The sequence below is a fragment of the Psychroserpens damuponensis genome (assembly GCF_000826655.1).
Taxonomy (GTDB): Bacteria; Bacteroidota; Bacteroidia; order Flavobacteriales; family Flavobacteriaceae; genus Psychroserpens; species Psychroserpens damuponensis.
In genome coordinates this window covers 1-22,231 of record NZ_JXJO01000017.1, presented here as the reverse complement: position 1 = coordinate 22,231, position 22,231 = coordinate 1, and the positions used below count along the sequence as shown (strand labels likewise).

Annotated in this window: 16 protein-coding genes; 2 read left to right on the top strand and 14 right to left on the bottom strand. The window is 34.9% G+C overall.

What is annotated here, in order from left to right:
* Window positions 1–147 precede the first annotated feature (147 nt).
* From TD29_RS08925 to TD29_RS08915, 3 genes are all read right to left on the bottom strand, one after another.
* Window positions 148–1,377, bottom strand: coding sequence for an ammonium transporter (locus TD29_RS08925; RefSeq protein WP_040280195.1), 1,230 nt, complete (start codon window positions 1,375–1,377; stop codon window positions 148–150).
* Window positions 1,378–1,382: 5 nt separating this feature from the next.
* On the bottom strand, window positions 1,383–1,721 hold the full coding sequence (locus tag TD29_RS08920; protein WP_040280677.1) for a P-II family nitrogen regulator: 339 nt from the start codon (window positions 1,719–1,721) through the stop codon (window positions 1,383–1,385).
* Window positions 1,722–1,783: 62 nt separating this feature from the next.
* A complete protein-coding gene (locus TD29_RS08915) occupies window positions 1,784–2,845 on the bottom strand; it encodes an outer membrane beta-barrel protein (RefSeq protein WP_040280194.1) in 1,062 nt (353 codons plus the stop codon).
* A 441-nt stretch (window positions 2,846–3,286) separates the two neighbouring features.
* Here TD29_RS08915 and gltB point away from each other — a divergent pair, with 441 nt between their 5' ends.
* Window positions 3,287–7,801: a glutamate synthase large subunit gene (gene gltB, locus TD29_RS08910; RefSeq protein WP_040280193.1), complete on the top strand. Its 4,515-nt coding sequence runs from the start codon at window positions 3,287–3,289 to the stop codon at window positions 7,799–7,801.
* Window positions 7,802–7,889: 88 nt separating this feature from the next.
* Window positions 7,890–9,353: a glutamate synthase subunit beta gene (locus TD29_RS08905; RefSeq protein WP_040280192.1), complete on the top strand. Its 1,464-nt coding sequence runs from the start codon at window positions 7,890–7,892 to the stop codon at window positions 9,351–9,353.
* 59 nt (window positions 9,354–9,412) lie between these two features.
* On the opposite strand, the gene argH is transcribed toward TD29_RS08905, so the two are convergent.
* From argH to ilvC, 11 genes are all read right to left on the bottom strand, one after another.
* Window positions 9,413–10,687: an argininosuccinate lyase gene (gene argH, locus TD29_RS08900; protein WP_040280191.1), complete on the bottom strand. Its 1,275-nt coding sequence runs from the start codon at window positions 10,685–10,687 to the stop codon at window positions 9,413–9,415.
* Window positions 10,688–10,829: 142 nt separating this feature from the next.
* Window positions 10,830–11,900 (bottom strand): M20 family metallo-hydrolase, encoded by a 1,071-nt coding sequence (locus TD29_RS08895; RefSeq protein ID WP_040280190.1) that lies wholly within the window; start codon window positions 11,898–11,900, stop codon window positions 10,830–10,832.
* On the bottom strand, window positions 11,897–12,673 hold the full coding sequence (argB, locus tag TD29_RS08890) for an acetylglutamate kinase (RefSeq protein ID WP_040280189.1): 777 nt from the start codon (window positions 12,671–12,673) through the stop codon (window positions 11,897–11,899). Before argB ends, TD29_RS08895 begins: the two co-directional genes overlap by 4 nt.
* 76 nt (window positions 12,674–12,749) lie before the next feature.
* Window positions 12,750–13,685 carry a Rossmann-fold NAD(P)-binding domain-containing protein gene (locus TD29_RS08885; RefSeq protein WP_040280188.1) on the bottom strand — a complete coding sequence of 312 codons (936 nt, stop codon included), beginning with the start codon at window positions 13,683–13,685 and terminating at the stop codon, window positions 12,750–12,752.
* A gap of 33 nt (window positions 13,686–13,718) precedes the next feature.
* Entirely contained in the window at window positions 13,719–14,846 is a 1,128-nt protein-coding gene (locus tag TD29_RS08880; protein ID WP_040280186.1) for an aspartate aminotransferase family protein, read from the bottom strand.
* 92 nt (window positions 14,847–14,938) lie between these two features.
* Window positions 14,939–15,739 carry a pyrroline-5-carboxylate reductase gene (gene proC / locus TD29_RS08875; RefSeq protein WP_040280184.1) on the bottom strand — a complete coding sequence of 267 codons (801 nt, stop codon included), beginning with the start codon at window positions 15,737–15,739 and terminating at the stop codon, window positions 14,939–14,941.
* A gap of 88 nt (window positions 15,740–15,827) precedes the next feature.
* Complete coding sequence (gene argC / locus TD29_RS08870) at window positions 15,828–16,811, bottom strand: N-acetyl-gamma-glutamyl-phosphate reductase (RefSeq protein WP_040280182.1); 984 nt, start codon at window positions 16,809–16,811, stop codon at window positions 15,828–15,830.
* 95 nt (window positions 16,812–16,906) lie between these two features.
* Complete coding sequence (locus TD29_RS08865) at window positions 16,907–18,088, bottom strand: argininosuccinate synthase (RefSeq protein ID WP_040280181.1); 1,182 nt, start codon at window positions 18,086–18,088, stop codon at window positions 16,907–16,909.
* A 41-nt stretch (window positions 18,089–18,129) separates the two neighbouring features.
* Entirely contained in the window at window positions 18,130–18,768 is a 639-nt protein-coding gene (locus tag TD29_RS08860) for a GNAT family N-acetyltransferase (RefSeq protein ID WP_040280180.1), read from the bottom strand.
* A gap of 470 nt (window positions 18,769–19,238) precedes the next feature.
* Entirely contained in the window at window positions 19,239–20,507 is a 1,269-nt protein-coding gene (gene ilvA, locus TD29_RS08855) for a threonine ammonia-lyase IlvA (protein ID WP_040280178.1), read from the bottom strand.
* A 147-nt stretch (window positions 20,508–20,654) separates the two neighbouring features.
* Window positions 20,655–22,157 carry a ketol-acid reductoisomerase gene (ilvC, locus tag TD29_RS08850; protein WP_040280177.1) on the bottom strand — a complete coding sequence of 501 codons (1,503 nt, stop codon included), beginning with the start codon at window positions 22,155–22,157 and terminating at the stop codon, window positions 20,655–20,657.
* Window positions 22,158–22,231: the final 74 nt, after the last annotated feature.

Here is a 22,231-nt window from a genome sequence, read left to right as displayed (position 1 = left end):
TATCCTGAAGTTAGATGCTTCAGGATATTTTTTTTTGGTTGAAAGCTAGAGGTGTTTTTAATTTCAGATGAGATTATAAAACACAAAAATCCCGAAGCTATGAGTCTTCGGGATTTTTTTAAGATAACTAAACTAATCAATCAAAAATTAATGCTCATTTAATCTAAAGTCTGGATATGCATCCATACCATGTTCATGCGCATCAAGGCCTTCTAATTCTTCTTTTTCAGAAACTCTAATCCCTACTGTTTTCTTCATAATATAAATGATTAAGAATGAAGAAATAATACAGATAACCGCATATGAAGCGACACCTATAAGCTGACTTATAAATTGTGCTACACTAGCTAAATTTCCGAAGATACCAACAGCTAAAGTTCCCCAAATACCACAGGCTAAATGAACAGCAATGGCACCAACTGGGTCATCTAATTTTATTTTGTCGATAAGAGATACCGCAAATACAATAATTGCACCTGCAATTGCTCCAATTAAAATGGCATCAGTAGGACTCATTTGGTCGGCTCCAGCGGTGATGCCAACGAGGCCTCCTAAAATACCGTTAAGAAACATTGTTAAATCTAAATTTTTATATCGAATTGTAGATACTAGGGCTGCAACAACTCCACCGGCTGCAGCAGCTAAACAGGTTGTTACAAGTGTTAACGATGTTAATCCTGGGTCTGCAGATAAAACTGAACCTCCATTAAAACCAAACCAGCCTAACCATAAAATTAATACACCAGCAGTAGCTATTGGTATGTTGTGTCCAGGTATTGCTCTAGGTTTACCATCTTTAAATTTGCCAATTCTAGATCCTAAAAGAAATACGGCTACCAAGGCAGCCCATCCGCCAACAGAATGTACTAATGTGGAGCCTGCAAAATCATAGAACGGTGTTTCTAGGGTTTGTAAGAATCCGCCACCCCATTTCCAAGAACCAGCAATTGGGTAAATTAAGCCAACATAAAATATTGTAAACACCATAAATGGTCCAATTTTCATACGTTCAGCTACGGCTCCTGATACAATGGTTGCTGCGGTTGCGGCAAACATACCTTGAAATAAGAAGTCGGTCCAGTAAGTGTAACCTTCGTTATAGGTAAGGTCTAAGGCGCCTTCAACCATTGGTGCATCTAAACCTAGTCCTGCAAATCCAATAAATCCATTAAAATCTCCAGGATACATGAGGTTAAAGCCAACTAGGCAATAAAGAAGTAGTCCAACAGTGATTATAAAAATGTTTTTAAATAAAATATTAAGCGTATTTTTTTGTCGAGTTAATCCAATTTCTAAAAATGCAAATCCTAAGTGCATAAAGAAAACAAGTGCTGTACAGATCATCATCCATACATTATTTATTGTAAGTAATTCCATGTGTGTTATTTTAAAGTTTGTTCTCCTTTTTCTCTTGTTCTTATTCTGTAGCATTCTTCGATATTAGAAACGAAGATTTTGCCATCACCAACATCTCCTGTTGAAGCTGCTTCAAGAATGGCTTTTATGGTAACTTCTTCGTAGTCGTCATTTACAACAATGGATAGGTATCGTCGTTGGATATCGCTCGTGCTATAAGAAACACCTCTGTAGACATGGCCTTCTTTTTCGTTGCCAAGTCCTGTGACATCCCAATAAGAGAAAAAATTCACACCTACTTCATGGAGTGCCTTTTTTACTATAGAAAATTTGGATTTTCTAATTATTGCTTCGATTTTTTTCATAAAAACTGGTTTTTTATTTTCCACGAAAGTGGAAATCTTAATTAATGTTTAGTAGGTAAATTTTAAAATGTGTAGATCGCTGCTATTGTAAATGCTGCAAGGCTACTAGAGTCTTCACCATCTGCATCAAAGAAAGCGGCATCATTGTTGCTCCAAGAGTCTAGTCTTATTTCTGGCTTTATAATTAAGTTGCTATCTACAATATAGCTTCCCGTTAGCGTTGCTCCTATTACACTTGGTAAATCTTCACCGTCTTCCGCGTGATAGCCAAAATACTCACCTCTTAAACCAATTGATAATTCATCTGATAATGTATATTGAGGATATAGAGCAATACCGTAAAATCCATTAGAGAAATCATCGGTTAATTCTACGCCATCCTCATCGTATAGATAGGAACTTGTTTCGTAAGCTGCATTTATTCCTAAGAAGAATTCATTAGAAATATCAAAACCACCTGTGTAATCAACTTCAAAACCTAGGCCGTTATTGGCGCCACTGTCATAGTATAAGTTTAAGAATTGTCCTTTATACCCTAATTGAGCACCAAAAGAATATTCACCAGTTGTAGAAGTGTCATTTGTGTCCCATGGATTCATGACGGCAAGCATTAAGCTAAAATCATCAGATAATGCGAAATCAGCTTTTAATCCAACATGCGAAAATGGTCCGCTAGAGAATAGATAAGATGTACTGTAATTAAAATTAGAGGCAGGTGCTATAACTTCATATCCTAAAAATGTATTAAAACGACCAAATGTTAATGTGGTACTTTCAGAAATATTCCAGTAAGCGTAAGCTTGGTTAACTATGCCGTCAACGATATCATCGCTAAACGTGGCACCTGCTCCTCTTGGTCCTGTGACTAAGTCAAGAACAGCACCAACTTTGCCATTTTCGTAACTGGCAATAATGTTACCCATGCCTAAGGCAAAACCTGTTTGGTTAGCGAAAGCGGTTCCAAAAGATTGCCCTGAATCGTCAGAGGCTGTTAGATAGGTTTGGTAGTAAGTGTCAATGCTACCACTTAATGTGAATTTTTTATTTGTGGCTACTTCGGTAGAATCTTGAGCAGTCAAAACTATTGATGTTAATAGAAATGTTAGAGTATAGATTTTCTTCATGATTATGAAATTTAAAATATATTGGTTCTAGTCAAATCTATATAAACTTTGGTTGTAACCTATTAAAAAAGGGGGTTTAAAGTTAATTTTTATGAATATTTAATTTTAAACCCTATAATTTTTAGGGTTAAAATTAATTTAACCTATTTTTTTACTGTATCAATAATCTTAAATTCTTAATTTTTCATAAAAAAAGCTTATTTAGTAATATATTTTTAATATTTAGTAGTTTTCGAAAATGTTTTCGCAAATATTAGTCATATTTATTGGTGATTTAATATTGTCTTTTCGGCAGTATAAATCATTATTTTTGCAAAATTTTCATTCAAAAAGCACTATACTATCGATATGAGAAAAATTTTCAACTATTTTTTTTTATCTATTTTTTGAATCTATATTAGAGGAGTAATAAGGTGTGAAATACCTTTAAATATTTTATTTATGTTTAAAAAACAAGGACTCTATTTGCCAGAATTTGAACACGAAAATTGTGGAGCAGGATTTATCTGTAATCTAAAGGGAGAAAAGACAAACCAAATTATACATGATGCACTAGAAATATTAGTGAAATTAGAGCATCGAGGAGGTGTAAGTGCTGATGGGAAAACGGGTGATGGAGCAGGTTTGTTAATAGATATTCCACATGCCTATTTTAAGCGTGTTTGTGGTTTTAAAGTTCCTGTTAAAGGGAAGTATGCTGTAGGTATGGTGTTCTTGCCAAAAAATAGAAATCAATACAAGTTTTGTAAGGATCATTTTGAGAAAGAAATTCTCGCTCAAGGTCTAACGGTTATAGGTTGGAGAGAGGTGCCTGTAGATTCTACGCAACTAGGAGAAATCGCTTTGGCTTCAGAGCCAAATATTGAACAACTATTCGTTGGTAAATCAAATGAAGTTTCCGAAGAAGACTTTAAAGCAAAACTCTATGCTGCACGTAAAATTACTGAGCATATTGTACGACAATCAAAAATGTCGCAAAGTACTTATTTCTATGTGTCTAGTTTATCAATCAATACACTTATATATAAAGGTATCATTATGCCAGAAGATATAGGTTCTTATTATAAAGATTTACAAGAAGATGATTTGGTAACAAGATTAGCTTTGGTGCACCAACGTTTTTCTACCAATACAATGCCAACTTGGGAGTTAGCGCAACCATTTCGATTTATGTGTCAGAATGGAGAAATTAACACCCTTCGTGGAAACGTGAGTAGAATGCGTGTTCGTGAAGAAATCATGAAAAGTGATGTCTTCGGTCCGCAAATCGATAAATTATTCCCAATCATTTTGCCAGGAAAGTCAGATTCGGCATCTATGGATATGGTGGTAGAATTGCTAACGCATACCGGAAGATCTCTACCAGAAGTCATGATGATGATGATTCCTGAAGCATGGGAAAAACATAAAACCATGTCGCCAGAGCGTAAAGCGTTTTACGATTACAACGCATGTATTATGGAGCCTTGGGATGGTCCAGCTTCTGTACCATTTACAGATGGTAATTATATAGGTGCACTTTTAGATAGAAATGGTTTAAGGCCATCGCGTTATACGGTTACCAAAAGTGGTAAACTAATAATGTCTTCGGAAATTGGAGTTGTTGATATCGATCCTGAAGATGTACAAAGTCATGGTCGTTTAGAGCCAGGTAAAATGTTTTTAGTAGACATGAACCAAGGTCGTATTATTAATGACGAAGAAATAAAAAGTAAAATCGTTAAGGAGAGACCATATCAAGAGTGGTTAGATAAGACGAGATTGCATTTAAAAGATATTCCATACACAGGCGAAACTTGTCCTGTAGAGTTGTTAGATATTAAAACAAGACAACGTCTGTTTAATTATACGTACGAAGATATTCAAGAGGTCATCACACCAATGGCGCAAAAAGCCAAAGAAGCTTTAGGTTCCATGGGAATCGATACGCCTTTAGCTGTGTTATCAAACAAACCACAGTTAATTTCAAACTACTTTAAGCAATTATTCGCGCAAGTAACTAATCCGCCTTTAGACGGAATTAGAGAAGAAATTGTAACAGATATTAGTCTCTCTTTAGGAAAGGATAGAAATATTTTCAGCATTACAGAAAGACAATGTCGAAAGTTGAAAATTCAGAATCCAGTAATATCAAATGACGATTTAGCAAAAATTAGAAATATTCAAGTGGAAGGTTTTAAAGCTGAAACAGTGGAATTACTTTATCAAAAAGATAAAGGACTTAACGGGTTGGAAGATGCTTTAGATAATATTATTATTCAAATTGAAAAAGCGCTGACTCGAAAAACCAATATCATCATTTTATCAGATAGAGGCGTAAGTAAGGTCATGGCGCCAATTCCTTCGCTGTTAGCGTGTTCCTATGTGAGTCATCAAATGAACCGTTTACGTAAGCGTTCCTATTTCGATATTATAATCGAATCTGCAGAACCACGTGAGCCACATCATTTCGCAACCTTATTTGGTTATGGCGCATCTGCTGTAAATCCCTATATGGTTAACGAAATTATCAGAATGCAAGTGACAGATGGTTTCATAACGAATATGGACGAGCAGAAAGCAGTTGATAATTTCAATAAAGCCATCGGAAAAGGAATTCTGAAAGTAATGAACAAAATTGGAATTTCGACGTTACGTTCGTATAGAGGTTCTCAAATTTTCGAAATCGTTGGTTTTAATTCACAATTTGTAGAAAAATATTTCCCATATACAGCATCAAGAATTGAAGGTATTGGGTTGTATGAAATCGAAAAAGAAATTGATAAACGATACAAACATGCGTATCCAAGTAATGTTTTAGATAAACGTTTAGGGTTAAATATTGGTGGCGATTACCGATGGAGACGAAATGGAGAAAAACATTTATTTAATCCAACAACGGTTGCCAAATTACAACAAGCGGTTCGTTTAAGCGATCAAGCGAGTTATGATGTGTATGCAAAAAACATCAATGAGCAATCAAAAAATTTAATGACCATTCGAGGCTTATTCGAATTTAATAATATCGATCCTATTCCAATTGAAGAAGTAGAGCCTTGGACAGAAATTGTAAAACGTTTCAAAACAGGAGCCATGTCTTATGGTTCAATTTCTCGTGAAGCACATGAGAATTTAGCCATTGCCATGAATAGAATTGGAGGAAAATCTAATTCTGGAGAAGGTGGAGAAGACAGAAGACGTTTTCAGCCAGATGTGAATGGAGATAGCAGAAACTCTGCAATTAAGCAAGTAGCTTCTGGTCGTTTTGGTGTAACGTCGCATTATTTAACCAATGCGAAAGAGATTCAAATTAAAATGGCTCAAGGTGCAAAACCTGGAGAAGGCGGTCAGTTGCCAGGCGAAAAGGTACTACCTTGGATTGCTGCGGCTCGTAACTCAACACCATTCGTGGGATTAATTTCGCCACCACCACATCACGATATTTATTCTATTGAAGATTTAGCACAATTAATTTACGATCTTAAAAATGCAAATCGAGATGCTAGAATTAATGTAAAATTAGTCTCTGAGGTTGGTGTTGGTACCATCGCAGCTGGTGTTGCAAAAGCAAAAGCAGATGTTGTACTCATCGCAGGTTACGATGGTGGAACAGGAGCATCACCTTTAACATCGTTAAAGCATGCTGGTTTACCATGGGAACTTGGTTTAGCAGAAGCGCAACAAACTTTAGTACTTAATAATTTAAGAAGTAGAATTGTTGTAGAGTGTGACGGACAATTAAAAACTGGTCGTGATGTTGCTATTGCAGCTTTATTAGGAGCTGAGGAATTTGGTTTCGCCACGGCACCTTTGGTCGCTTCAGGTTGTATTATGATGCGTAAATGTCATTTAAATACCTGTCCTGTTGGTATCGCAACACAAGACAAAGAATTGCGTAAAAACTTTAAAGGCACACCAGAGCACGTTATTAATTTCTTCTATTATATCGCAGAAGAATTAAGAGCAATTATGGCAGAACTTGGATTTAGATCAATGGCAGAAATGGTTGGTCAAACGCATAAAATTAATGCCAATAAAGCCATCAAGCATTACAAAGCTAAAGGCCTAGATTTATCTTCAATTTTACACAGACCAGAAGTCTATAAGCAAATGACGGTTAAAAATACTGAGAAGCAAGAACACAACTTAGATAGTGTTTTAGATTTCAGAATTTTGAAAGATTCACATCGTGCTTTATACCGAAAAGAGCAAATGACATTATCGTATCCTATTAAGAATACTAATAGAACTGTTGGAGCAATTGTAAGTAACGAAATTTCGAAAATATATGGTCATTTAGGATTACCTGAAGATACCTTAAATATCCATTTTGAAGGTTCAGCCGGACAAAGTTTCGGAGCTTTTGGAGCTCACGGATTAACATTTAACCTTCAAGGAAATACCAATGATTATTTAGGTAAAGGTTTGTCTGGAGCCAAATTAATTGTAAAGAAACCTGAAAAGGCAGATTTCAAAGCAGAGAACAATATCATTATTGGTAATGTGTGCTTGTTTGGAGCTGTTGAGGGTCAGGCTTACATTAACGGAATTGCAGGCGAGCGTTTTGCAGTAAGAAACTCTGGTGCAACTGCGGTTGTAGAAGGTGTAGGAGATCACTGTTGTGAGTACATGACTGGTGGAAAAGTAGTAGTTCTTGGTAAAACAGGACGAAACTTTGCTGCAGGTATGAGTGGGGGAATCGCTTATGTATACGATCCAGAAAACAAGTTTAAAAATGGTTTGTGTAATACCGAAACTATAGAGTTTGAAAAGATTCTGAAGAAAGATGCGAACGATTTAAAAGCAATGATAGAGAAGCACGTAAAATATACAAACAGTGATTTAGGAAAATCGCTATTAGATGATTGGGAAACAAGCTTGAAGCATTTTGTACGCGTCATGCCTACGGAATACAAACGTGCATTGAAGCGTTTAGAGACAGAAGAACAAATGGTTGAAGAATTAGAAATAGCATAGTCATAGTGTTACGCTGTTTTGAAGAGTTAAAGAATAGGAATTTAAATTTAGAAAGTATGGAAGAGATTCCTGCTTTCGCAGGAATAAAATGGGAAAAGTAACAGGTTTTAAAGAATTCGAAAGAAAAGATGAGTCATACAAACCCGTAAAGGATCGTGTAAAACATTATAATGAATTTACGGTTCCTTTAAAGGATAAAGAGATGACCGAACAAGGGTCGCGTTGTATGGATTGTGGAATTCCATTTTGTCATAGTGGGTGTCCACTTGGAAATCTCATTCCAGATTTTAACCACATGGTGCATCAAGGTGAGTGGCAAAAAGCCTCTTGGATTTTGCATTCTACAAATAATTTCCCTGAATTTACAGGTCGTTTGTGTTCTGCACCTTGTGAGCAAGCATGCGTTTTAGGAATTATTGAAGATCCAGTATCAATAGAAAATATCGAGAAAAATATAGTTGAACGCGCTTTTAAAGAAGGTTGGATTAAACCACAACCACCAAAAGTAAGAACAGGAAAAACGATTGCAGTAGTTGGTTCTGGTCCTGCAGGATTAGCAGCTGCACAACAATTAAATAGAGCTGGTCACACCGTAACTGTTTTTGAACGTGATGATGCTATTGGTGGATTATTACGCTACGGAATTCCGAATTTTAAAATGGAAAAAGGCATCATAGATCGTCGTTTAGCGATTCTTGAAGCAGAAGGCATTGTATTTAAAACCAATGTAAATGTTGGTGTGAATTACGATGTTGAAGAGTTGAAAAAGTTTGATGCTGTAGTACTTTGTGGAGGAGCAACTGAAAGACGAAGTCTACCAACGCCAGGTATCGATGCAGATGACGTAGTGCAAGCTATGGACTTTTTAACGCAGCAGACAAAAACTGTTTTCGGACAGAAAATAAAAGATCAAGTTTTAGCAACTGGTAAAAATGTGATTGTCATTGGAGGTGGTGATACAGGATCTGATTGTATTGGGACATCAAATCGTCAAGGTGCAAAATCGGTAGTAAATTTTGAAATTATGCCAAAGCCACCAGGACATCGTTCGTCATCAACTCCTTGGCCGTATTGGCCATTACAATTAAAAACATCGTCGTCTCATAAAGAAGGAGTAGAGCGTAACTGGTTAATCAATACTAAAGAGTTTGTTACTAATGCTAAAGGAAAATTAACAGCCTTAAAAACTGTAAATGTAGAATGGGAAATGGTGCCTGGCGAGCGTCCAAAATTAATTGAAATTCCTGGTACAGAGAAAACTTGGAAGTGTGATTTAGCATTGTTGGCACTTGGTTTCACTGGTCCGGAATCTACAATAGCAGATAAGCTAGGTTTAGATAGAGATGCACGTTCTAACTACAAAGCGAGTTATGGAAAATACCAAACTAACATACCAAATATATTCACAGCAGGCGATATGCGAAGAGGGCAATCTTTAATCGTTTGGGCAATTTCTGAAGGTAGAGAAGCAGCCAGACAAGTTGATATTTACTTAATGGGTAAATCAGATTTGGCTACTAAAAATGAAGAAGGCGATTTGGTAGGACTATAATTTTGAAACTAATTTATGTTTAAAAAGCATCTGGTAAGAGATGCTTTTTTTTTTTTTTTTTACTTCGGAAACTTAGCTCGAATATCATCCAAACATAAATTATGAATACTTCCAATATGTGAATGTTCTTTGCCTAAATCGGGTTGATATGTTCCGGTTTGTACTTGATTTCCAATTTTTTGATAGGCGTCTCTAAAACTCATGCCATCAACTACCAAATTGTTTATGCTGTCAACCGTAAATAAGTATTGATATTTTTCATCGTTGAGGTCAATATCTTTCACAATGATTTGTTGGATGGAATAATTAAAAATATCTAAAATATCTTTAACATCTTCAAAAGCATTGATAATATTCTCTTTCAATAATTGAAAATCTCTATGGTAACCACTTGGTAAATTGTTGGTGATGAGTAACATTTCAGAATGTAAAGCTTGAATTTTATTACACTTGCCTCTAATTAATTCAAACACATCAGGATTCTTTTTGTGTGGCATAATACTACTTCCGGTTGTTAATTCGTCAGGAAACGTAATAAATGCAAAATTCTGACTCATATATAAGCAAATATCCATCGCAAAACGTGCCATGGTATTACATAAGCCGCCTAATGCACTTGCAATTGCACGTTCACTTTTTCCTCTACTCAATTGAGCAGCAACTACATTGTATTTTAAAGTCGAGAAGCCTAATTCTTTAGTCGTAATAGCTCTATCAATAGGAAATGAGCTTCCGTAACCAGCAGCCGAACCTAAAACATTTTGGTCTGTGATTTTTGATACAGCATTTAATACATAAACATCATCAATTAATAATTCGGCATAGGCAGAAAACCATAATCCGAAGGATGATGGCATAGCAACTTGTAAATGTGTGTAACCAGGTAGAAGTTTGCTTTTGTGAGTTTCAGAAAGACCTAAAAGTGTATCAAAAAACGTCTTCGTTTTGTCGTTTATGATTTGAAGGTTCTCTTTATAGTAAAGTTGAAGTGCCACTAAAACTTGGTCATTTCTAGAACGTGCCGTGTGGATTTTCTTTCCAACGTCACCTAGAGTTTTTGTAAGCTCGTGTTCAATTTTAGAATGTACATCTTCAAAAGTATCTTCAATTATAAATGTTCTAGCTTCTATAGATTCTGCTAAAATTTTTAATCCTGATTTTAGTTGAGTTAATTCTTCCGAAGAAATAATACCAATTGACTCTAGCATTATAGCATGTGCTAAAGACGCTTGTACGTCATGTTTTGCGATATGCATGTCTATTTCTCTGTCGTTACCAACGGTAAATAATTCTATTTTTTTATCTATTGAAAACCCTTTGTCCCATAATTTCATAGTTCCAAATTTTAATTTTTATGTATAGAGAATAGAAATAAGACCGCTTCGCTGATAGAAAATAGACTGCTTTCTCATACATAAGCATTTAAGTCTTGATTCTTAGCTTTTGTGTCTTTATTCTATAATCTTTTCTCTGTTTTTATCTTTTTAACAATACCTTCTCTAGTAACTTAATATACAAATCAACACCTTCCTCAATTTCAGCTAAATAAATAAACTCATCTGCTGTATGCGAACGCGTGCTATCTCCAGGTCCTAATTTTAACGACTGACAAGTTAGAACAGATTGGTCTGAAAGTGTTGGCGATCCGTAAGTTTCTCTTCCTAATTCAATTCCTGCCTTTACGAGTTCATGATTATTAGAAATTGACGATGAATTTAATCGTAGGCTACGAGCTGTAATACTAGTGCAATGTGATTTTTTTGTTAGTATTTCTGAAATTTCCTGATTTGAATATTTGTCATTTACACGTACATCAATCACTAAATCTACTTCTGCAGGAACAGCATTGTGTTGTCTGCCTGCATTAATTTGCGTAACCGTCATTTTTACATCGCCTAAAACTGGTGACTTCCTTTCAAATTTATACTCTTGAAACCATTTTAAAACATCAATAGTGTTATAGATTGAATTGTCATTATTTGGATGTGCAGCGTGACTAGCTGTTCCTTTTACTTTGGCATCAAAAACGACTAAGCCTTTTTCGGCAACTGCTAAATTCATTAAAGTTGGTTCGCCAACAATAGCAACATCAATTTTTGGGATGATTGGTAACATGCTATTTAATCCGTTTGGCCCACTGCTTTCTTCTTCGGCAGACGCAACAATCACTAAGTTGTAGTTGAGGTCTTTTTTGTTATAAAAATACGTGAACGTAGCAATCAAAGAGACTAAACAGCCACCAGCATCATTACTGCCTAATCCGTATAATTTTCCATCTTCAACTATGGCTTTAAATGGGTCTTTGGTGTAGCCATTATTTGGTTTCACTGTATCGTGATGTGAGTTTAAGAGTAGTGTTGGCCTACTCTCGTCAAAATATTTGTTGGTTGCCCAAATGTTGTGATTATTCCTCTTAAATGGCACATGGTGTGTTGTAAACCAATCTTCAATAAGCAATGCTGTATTGTTTTCTTCTGAAGAAAATGACTGTGTTTCTATGAGTTGCTTTAGTAAAGCAATCGCTTCTGTTGTGAGTTTTTTAATCATTTTGTAATGGTTGTATGTTTATTATTGAAGTTGAAAAGCATATCTGATTTGCCAATACAAACTTTTTGAACGTTTTTATTTATAGCATGAAAACAGTTGTTTAGTTTAGGTAGCATACCTTCGAATATAATGTTGTTTTCCTTTAGTGTTTTATAGCTTTTAGTGTTGATGTTTTCAATTACTGAATCTTCATACTCTATATCTTTGAGCACACCATTTTTTTCGAAGCAATAATATAATTCTGTGTTGAAAATTGATGATAACCCAATGGCTAATTCCGAAGCAATAGTATCTGCATTTGTGTTTAGTAATTGTCCGTTTGTATCATGAGTAATGGCGCAAAATACAGGTGTGATGGTATTATTTAATAAAACCTCTAAAGCTTTTGTATTTACTTTTTTTACATCACCAGCAAAACCGTAATCGATGGTTTTAATAGGTCTTTTTATCGAAACAATAGTATTTCCGTCTGCTCCAGAAAATCCAATTGCATTGCAATTATTAGCTTGTAATTGCGCTACAATATTTTTATTGATTTTGCCTGCATAAACCATAGTGATAATGTCTAGAGTCTCGGCATCTGTGATGCGTCTGCCCTCATTCATTTTTACAGGAATATTCATCTGTTTAGCTAATTTAGAGGCTAATTTTCCGCCTCCATGAACCAAAACTTTTGGGCCTGATATAGTTGCAAAACTTTTTAGAAATGTAGCTAAGACCTCTTTGTTATCGATGATGTTTCCACCTATTTTTATGACTTTTATTGTTTTCATCTTATTGTTTTTTCATTGGCATCGAGGAATCTCATTTTAAAAAGATGCTTCGCTATGCTCTAAATGACATTATAAGTTATAAATCTTCCAAAATCTGCTTCAACACAATCTGAGCTGCATAAGTTCTATTATTTGCTTGTTGTATCACCACAGATTGGTCGCTATCTAAAACAGTATCTTCTACAACTACATTTCTTCTTACTGGTAAACAATGCATAAATTTTGCATGTCCTAATTTAGCTTTTGTAACCATCCAGCTATTATCTTGACTAAGCACTTTTCCGTAGTTATTATAGCTACTCCAGTTTTTGGTGTACACAAAATCGGCATCTTTTAAGGCTTCTTCTTGGTTGTAATTAATTGGTGTGTTTTTAGTGATTGCTTCACTTAACTCATAACCTTCAGGATGTGTGATTGTTAAATCAACATCCATATTTTGAATCATTTCTATAAACGAATTTGCAACCGCTTGTGGCAATGCTTTAGGATGTGGTGCCCAGGACAATACGACTTTTGGTTTTGCTTTCTCAGTGAGTTCAGTTATTGTAATCGCATCAGCTAAGGCTTGTAAAGGATGCGCTGTTGCGCTTTCCATGTTTACAATTGGCACTGTTGCATGTTTTTTTAAGTTATTGAGAATGTATTCCGATTCGTCTTTAGCTTTATCTTGTAACGTTGGAAAAGCTCTTACAGCAATAATATCTGCATATTGAGAAATCACTTGTGCGGCTTCTTTGATGTGTTCAGATTTGTCCATATTCATAATGGTGCCATCTTCAAACTCTAGATTCCAAGCGTCGTTGATGTTTAAAATCATGACTTCCATACCTAAGTTTTTTGCTGCTTTTTCGGTACTTAAACGGGTTCTTAAACTCGAATTAAAAAAGAGCATCACTAAGGTTTTGTGTTTTCCTAAATCTTGAAATTCAAAAGGATTCATTTTTAATAAAATGGCGTCTTTAATCGTTTCTGGTAGATTGATAATATCCTTTATTTTGGTGTAATTTTTCATGTTCACTTCCCACGAAAGTGGGTAACTGTTTAATTAAACTAATTCTATTTCTAACGCCTCAAAAAATAAATCAATGTGCTTTTTTTGAATCGTTAATGGTGGAAGAATTCTTAATAAATTAGGATTCTTTGCGCTTCCTGTAAATATGTGATGGTCAAAAATCAACTTTTTCCGTAAGTCTGAGATTGGGAAATCAAACTCTAAGCCTAGCATTAAACCGCGACCTTTTATAGATTTTAAATTTGGTAAAGACTTTGCTTTGTCTTGAAAGTAGGCTGACATAGTTTTAGCGTTTTCCATTAGCTGTTCTTCTTCTAAAACTTCTAAAACAGAAAGTGTGGCAGCACATGCTAAATGATTGCCGCCAAAAGTTGTTCCTAATAATCCAAAAGACGCTTTAATTGAAGGATGAATTAAAATGCCTCCAACCGGAAATCCATTTCCCATGCCTTTAGCAATAGAAATAATATCTGGTGTGATATTGTGTTTTTGAAAAGCGAAAAAGTCACCAGTTCTTCCAAATCCCGATTGTACTTCATCAGCAATTAAAGCAGTGTTGTGTTGTTTGCAAAGCTTGCCTAGTCCTTGATAGAATTCCGTTGTGCTTTGGTCTAAACCACCAACACCTTGAATGAATTCAATAATGATAGCACAAGTTTCGCCTTGTTTTAAAATGATTTCAACCGCTTCTAAATCACCTAATTCTAAAAAATCAACGTCTTGTTGTGTGTTTATTGGTGCAACAATTTTAGGATTGTCGGTTACTGCAACAGCAGCAGACGTTCTACCATGAAATGAATTTTTAAATGATAAAACTTTGGTTTTGCCATTATGAAATGATGCTAGTTTTAAAGCATTCTCATTGGCTTCTGCACCAGAATTACATAAAAATAATTGATAATCTTTACAGCCAGAAAGTGTTTCTAATTTATCTGCTAATTCAACTTGCAACGGATTTTGAATCGCGTTGCTATAGAAGCCTAGTTTTTCAACTTGATTAGAAATCGCACTCACATATTTTGGATGCGAATGTCCAATAGATATTACGGCGTGTCCACCATATAAATCTAGATATTCAACATTATTATCATCGTAAACGTGAATGCCTTTTGCGCTTACTGGCGTAATGTCGAAGAGTGGATAAACATTAAATAAACTCATGTTATTTGTTTTTGTTTTCTGTTACTCAGAGGGAAGAATGACCGAAGAGTCTCAATCTGAAATAGATTCTTCGCTTCGCTCTGAATGATATTTTAAATTTGCTCTTTTTTAATGTTATTAATCTTATTGAAAGAAGCCACCATTCCTTGAATTAAAGACGAACTCAATCCTTTGTGTTCCATTTCATTTAAACCTTCAATAGTGCAACCTTTTGGTGTGGTTACTCTATCGATTTCTTCTTCTGGATGGTTGCCGTTTGTAATTAATAAACTCGCAGCACCTTCACTTGTATACATCGCTAATTCTTGTGCTTCATTAGCATCAAAACCTAACTGAATTGCAGCTTGTGTTGTTGCACGAATCAGTCGCATCCAAAATGCAATTCCGCTAGCACAAACCACCGTTGCAGCTTGCATTTGCGATTCTGGTATGACTAATGTGTGTCCTAATCTATTGAAAATGGCTTCTGCGATTTTTAGGCGTTTTGCACCTTGTGCGTTGCTACACATGCAAGTCATGGATTTACCGACTGCGATTGCAGTGTTTGGCATTGCTCTAATGATGAATTGATTAGATCCAACGATTTCTTCAATCTTCGGAATTAAAAAGCCAGTAATTGTGCTAATTAAAACATGATTTTCTGTTAGTAAAGGGTTTATGTCATTTAAAATTTGCTCAAATTGTCTTGGTTGAATAGCAAATATTAAAATATCTGAATTTTTAACTGCTACGGCATTATCGGTTGTTAAATGCACATTTTTATAACCTTCTAAATCTTGAATGTCGTCCAAATTCCGTTTGGTTAAGTATAATGTGGTTATAGCGTTGTTAGTGATGAGTCCTTTTGCGATGGACTTTCCTAAATTTCCTGTTCCTATGATTGCTATTTTCATGCTTTATAGTCGTTAGTTTTTAGATGTTAGTAATTAGTGATTTCTGTTGTCTAAAAAAGTTTGTCTTTATTATTTCTCCTGAGGGATATTAAAAGTAATTCGCCTTTAATTTTAACCCTTCGGTTTCTTCAAACTCATGCATTAAATTCATGTTTTGAATCGCTTGACCTGATGCTCCTTTTAGTAAATTATCAATGATACTTGTTACTAGTAATTTATCTTCGTGTTTGTGTAAATGAAGAATGCATTTGTTAGTGTTTACCACTTGTTTTAAATGAATGTCTTCGTCTGAAACAAACGTAAATGCTGCATCTTTATAATAATTGTGATACAATATTTTTGCTTCTTCAATTGTGCCGTCAAATTTGGTGTAAAGTGTTGCGAAAATTCCTCTTGAAAAATTACCGCGATTTGGCATAAAGTTGATGTCTGATTTAAAAGAAGACTGCAACTGATTTACAGTCTGATTAATTTCTCCTAAATGCTGATGTGTAAAAGCTTTATAATGCGAAAAGTTATTATCTCTCCAAGTAAAATGCGTCGTTTTAGATAATGATGTTCCTGCTCCAGTTGCACCAGTTACAGCATTAATATGAACATCGTTTTGTAAAACTTTTGCATTTGCTAATGGCAATAATGCGAGTTGTATTGCTGTAGCAAAACAACCTGGATTAGCGATGTGATTTGCGTTTTTAATCGGAGTCTTGTTTAGTTCTGGTAAGCCGTAAATAAAATCTTTTTCATTAAAATTCTTGTCGGCAACTAATCTAAAGTCGTTACTTAAGTCAATGATTTTAGTAGCGTTTGAAAATGTGTTTTTTTCTAAAAAAGCAGTTGAATTTCCATGGCCTAAGCATAGAAATAATACATCTACATCTGAATTAATGTCATTAGTAAAGTCTAAATCCGTAGAGCCTATTAAATCTTTATGTATGTTATGTATTTTGTTGCCTGCATTAGATGTGCTGAATACAAAATTCAAGTTTGCTTTTGGGTGATTTAGCAGCAATCTAATTAACTCTCCTGCTGTATAGCCTGCTCCTCCAATGATTCCTATTTCTAATTTTTTCATATCTATTTCCCACGGAAGTAGGAATCGTTTTTAATTCAACCTAACTTTTAGTTTATGCTTACCAGGTTATTGAAACCTTGCAGGATGAAAATGTATTAACTATTTACTTGTTGATAAATCTTATTCTGATTACCAACTATTTTAATAAATCCTTTAGCTTCGTCTGCTGTCCAGCCTTTGTTGTCTTCGCCATAGCTGCCAAATTTTGTGCTCATTAAATCGTGTTTAGAAGAAATGCCATCTAAATTGAAATGATAAGGTTTCAAGGTTACAAATACGTCACCCGAAACCTTGCTCTGACTACTTTGTAAAAAAGCTTCCATATCTCGCATCACTGGATCTAAATATTGACCTTCATGCAAATGCATACCATAGAAATTAGACATATAATCCTTGTGTTGCAATTGCCATTTTGTAAGTGTGTGCTTTTCTAAAAGATGGTGTGCTTTTATGATGATTAAAGCTGCTGCAGCTTCAAAACCAACGCGACCTTTTATGCCAACAATAGTATCTCCAACGTGAGAGTCTCTTCCGATAGCATAAGCACATGCTAGGTTATTTAATAATTCTATGTTTTTTTCTGAAACATCTTCTTTACCATTCACGGCAACTAGTTCTCCTTTATCAAATGTTAAAATGACTTTTTCTTCTCCTTTGTTTTTAAGTTGAGAGGGGTATGCAGATTCAGGTAAAGGTTTTTCTGAAGTTAATGTTTCTTCACCACCAACACTAGTTCCCCAAAGTCCTTTGTTTACAGAATACTTTGCTTTTTCCCAAGACATATTGATTCCGTTTTCTTTTAAGTAATCGATTTCTTGTTGCCTGCTCAGGCTTCCGTCTCTAATTGGTGTAATAATCTTGATGTTTGGTGCTAAGGTTTGAAAAATCATATCGAAACGCACTTGGTCATTTCCTGCTCCAGTACTTCCGTGAGCTATATATTCGGCATCGATACTTTTTGCATATTCAATAATCTCAATGGCTTGAATAATTCGTTCTGCACTTACAGATAAAGGGTAGGTGTTGTTTTTAAGCACATTTCCGAAGATTAAATACTTAATCACTTTGTCGTAATACGATGCAATGGCATCAATATTTTTATATGTTGAAACGCCCATTTTGTAAGCATTGTCTTCTATGGTTTTAATTTCGTCATCAGAAAAACCACCAGTGTTCACACTTACAGCATGTACATCGTAACTAGCTTTACTTAAACTTACTGCGCAGTATGATGTGTCTAAACCACCACTGTATGCTATGACTAATTTTTTATTCATTTTTCTCTGTTATTATTTTCATTTGTAAAATGTGTTCGCATTTAAGTGCTCGGTCCATCTTTTTTGTCCTTTTTTAGGAACATAGTTTGTTTTAGGTTTTTCAATCTGGTCCATGCTTTTTTGTCGTAATTGTGTTCTTTTGGCTTTAAGTTTTCTTTTTTATTAGGATCGTATAACATGCCAGTGCATAAGCACATTTTTTGTTCTGTTCTTGTTAAGACATCAAAGTTTTTACAGGTTTGACAACCGTTCCAAAAGGATTGATCATCGGTTAATTCTGAAAACGTAACAGGTTTGTAGCCTAAATCGCTATTCATTTTCATAACGGCTAAACCTGTTGTGATACTGAATACTTTAGCGTTAGGGAATTTGCTTCTAGAATGTTTAAAAATGACCTTCTTGATTTTTTTTGCTAGTCCTAAATTTCTAAAATCTGGATGGACGATTAGACCAGAATTAGCAACAAATTTGCCGTGACTCCATTGTTCGATGTAGCAAAATCCAGCAAACTTGTCATCATCTAGTGCAATAACCGCATTGCCATTTTCCATCTTAGAAATGATATATCCAGGTTTACGCTTTGCAATACCAGTACCTCTTACCTGTGCGGCATCTGCAATGGTGTTGCATATGGTTTCTGCGTATATGCTATGTGATTTATTAGCAATGACAATTTTCATTGTTATTGAGTTTTAGTATTAACTATGTAATGATTTGTATTTGAGTTTCCCGTATTTATAGGAATTTGGTTTTGAAGGTAGAACTGGACTCACCTTAGTTCTATAAAGAGATATACACCCTAAGGGCGACGGCGAAAATTGGGACGTACTAAAACAGTGTTATTAGTTTTAATAACTCTATTTAATAAGAAAAATGTTTGTGGTAAAAAATTCATGATTGTAAAATAAAAACGGATTAACTAAATAGCTTTTCAAGTAGTAGCATTAGCGACGTCGTCTGCGTACAGGCAAACTTGCGGGTCTTTCGTTTTTATTTGTTATTATAATCATGCTGTGAAATTATAAATTATTTTATTACTTGAGTCTATTTTGTTTAATTTTCGACTAATTTTTATGAATTTAATAAAAATTAGCCTTTATAATGTGTTTATAATCAGTTTGGAATCTGTTTTTTATCATGAGAATTGATTTTAAACTAAGAATTGAAATAAATCAGGCTTGTTATTTAAATAATCTCCATAGAATTTATGAAGTTTCATTTTGGTAATTAAGGGTTCTAGGTCGTCTGGTGATTTTAATTGTAAGCCAACTACAGCCACATCATTTTCTCGATTTGCTTTTTTTGTATATTCAAAATGTGTGATATCATCTGTTGGGCCTAAAATGTCTACAACAAAATCCCTTAAAGCGCCAGATCGTTGAGGGAATTTAACTATAAAATAGTGTTTTAGATTGGCATGAAGTAGGGCGCGTTCTTTGATTTCTGCCATTCTAGTGATGTCGTTATTGCTTCCGCTGATTACACATACAACATTTTTACCTTTTATTTCATCTTTAAATTGTTCTAAAGCGCAAAGACTTAAAGCGCCTGCTGGCTCTACTACGATTGCATCTTTATTGTATAAACTTAAAATGGTTTGACAAATTTTACCTTCATCTACTGTAACTACGCGATGTAATGTTTCTTTGCAGATAGAAAATGTTAAATCTCCAACACGTTTTACAGCGGCTCCATCTACAAAATTATCAATGGATTCTAGTTCGGTATTTTTATTAGCTCTAATGGAAGTGAGCATTGCTGGCGCACCTTTTGGCTCTACACTAATAATTTTTGTTTGCGGTGACAAAAGCTTAAACACAGATGATAAACCAGCTGCGAGTCCGCCACCTCCAACAGGAACAAAAACATAATCTATAGGATGTTCTTGAGCCTGGTCTATAATTTCTAAACCTACCGTTGCTTGTCCTTCAATAACTTTTTCGTCATTAAAAGGATGTACAAACGTTTTGTTGAGCTCATTACTTTGTTGCATTGCTGCGTGGTAAGCATCATCAAAACTATCGCCAATTAATACTACATCTATATACTCTTCGCCAAACATTTTTACCTGTTCAATTTTTTGATTGGGTGTTGGTGAGGGCATAAAAATGGTGCCTTTTATTTTTAGAAGTTTGCAAGAAATCGCTACTCCTTGTGCGTGATTTCCTGCACTTGCACATACAATTCCATTTGTAATGTGATCATTATCTAGAGATGAGATTTTATTGTAAGCACCTCTAATTTTGTACGAGCGCACTACTTGTAAATCTTCTCTTTTAAAATATATGTTTGCGCCAAACTTTTTAGAATACCTAGCATTTTTTACTAAAGGTGTTACCGAAGCAATCCCTCTAAGTTTTTCTGCAGCAGCTTCTATAGCTTCTAATGTTGGTCTATATGTGGTTTTCGTATTTTTCATCTTCAGTTCCCGTTAAAAAGGGAATCTATTATATTATTCTGTCTGATTAAGCGTCGTTGAGACCAGATTTGCATCTGGGTATCGTGTAAATTGCTTTTGGTAAAATGTATTTTATCTCAATCAATTCGCATAGTGACAGTAGTTTATTTATGCTAGAACTGAATCTTCAGTTGTTACATCAGATTTTATAATTTTCATTGCTGTCATTGCCGCTCGTAAGCGTTTTCCAACGGCTTCAATTGGATGGTTTCTAATCGCGTCATTTACTGCAATTAACTCAATATTGTCTACTCCATTTTCCGAAGAAAAAGAAGTGCCAATGATATCAGTGTTCACCGTTTTCATAAAGTCGGTTAATAAAGGTTTGCAGGCATGGTCAAATAAATAGCAACCGTATTCTGCGGTATCAGATATAACTCTGTTCATTTCAAATAATTTTTTTCTAGCAATAGTGTTTGCTATTAATGGTAACTCATGTAAGGATTCATAGTATGCTGAATCTTCAATAATACCTGCGCTAATCATAGATTCAAAAGCTAATTCTACTCCAGATTTTACAAAAGCAACTAATAATAGGCCATGGTCAAAATAATCTTGTTCTGAAATATGCTCTGAAGTTAGTTCTGTTTTTTCAAAGGCTGTTTCTCCTGTTGCTTCTCTCCATTTTAATAGGTTTACGTCGTCGTTTGCCCAATCTTCCATCATGGTTTTTGAGAAATGGCCAGAAATAATATCATCCATATGTTTTTCAAATAATGGACGCATAATTGTTTTTAATTCTTCGGAAATGTTAAACGCTTTAATTTTTGCCAGATTAGATAAGCGATCCATCATGTTGGTAATTCCGCCATGTTTTAAGGCTTCGGTAATGGTTTCCCAGCCAAACTGAATTAATTTAGCAGCATAGCCTGGATTGATGTCTTTTTCTACCATTTTATCAAAACTTAAGATGGCTCCTGTTTGAAGTAATCCGCACAATATGGTTTGTTCTCCCATCAAATCACTTTTTACTTCAGCAATAAAAGACGATTCTAAAACACCAGCTTTATGACCTCCAGTTGCAACAGCATAAGCTTTTGCTTGAGCCCAGCCTTTGCCTTCGGGATCGTTTTCTGGATGTACAGCTGTAAGTGTTGGTACGCCAAAGCCACGTTTGTATTCTTCTCGAACTTCTGTTCCTGGACATTTTGGAGCAACCATAATAACAGTTAGATCTTCTCTAATTTTAGTGCCTTCTTCAACAATATTGAAACCGTGAGAATAACTTAATGTGGCTCCTTTTTTCATTAAAGGCATGACTGCTTTAACAACGTTAGTGTGCTGTTTATCTGGTGTTAAGTTTAATACTAGATCTGCTGTAGGAATTAATTCTTGATAGGTGCCAACAGTAAATCCGTTAGACGTCGCGTTTTTGTAAGAATCACGTTTTTGATCTATAGCTACCTGACGTAATGCGTAAGAAATATCTAACCCAGAATCTCTCATATTTAAACCTTGATTTAAACCTTGAGCACCACAACCTACGATTACGATTTTTTTACCTTTTAATGCTGTAACGCCATCTTCAAATTCTGAAGCATCCATAAAACGGCATTTTCCTAGTTGCTCTAATTGTTCTCTTAATGGTAATGTGTTAAAATAATTTGACATTGTTTCTAGTTGTTTTTTCTGTTTTAGATAAGAAAAGATAGGTGAGTTATAGTGAGCTCAATTTTCTTCTCTAC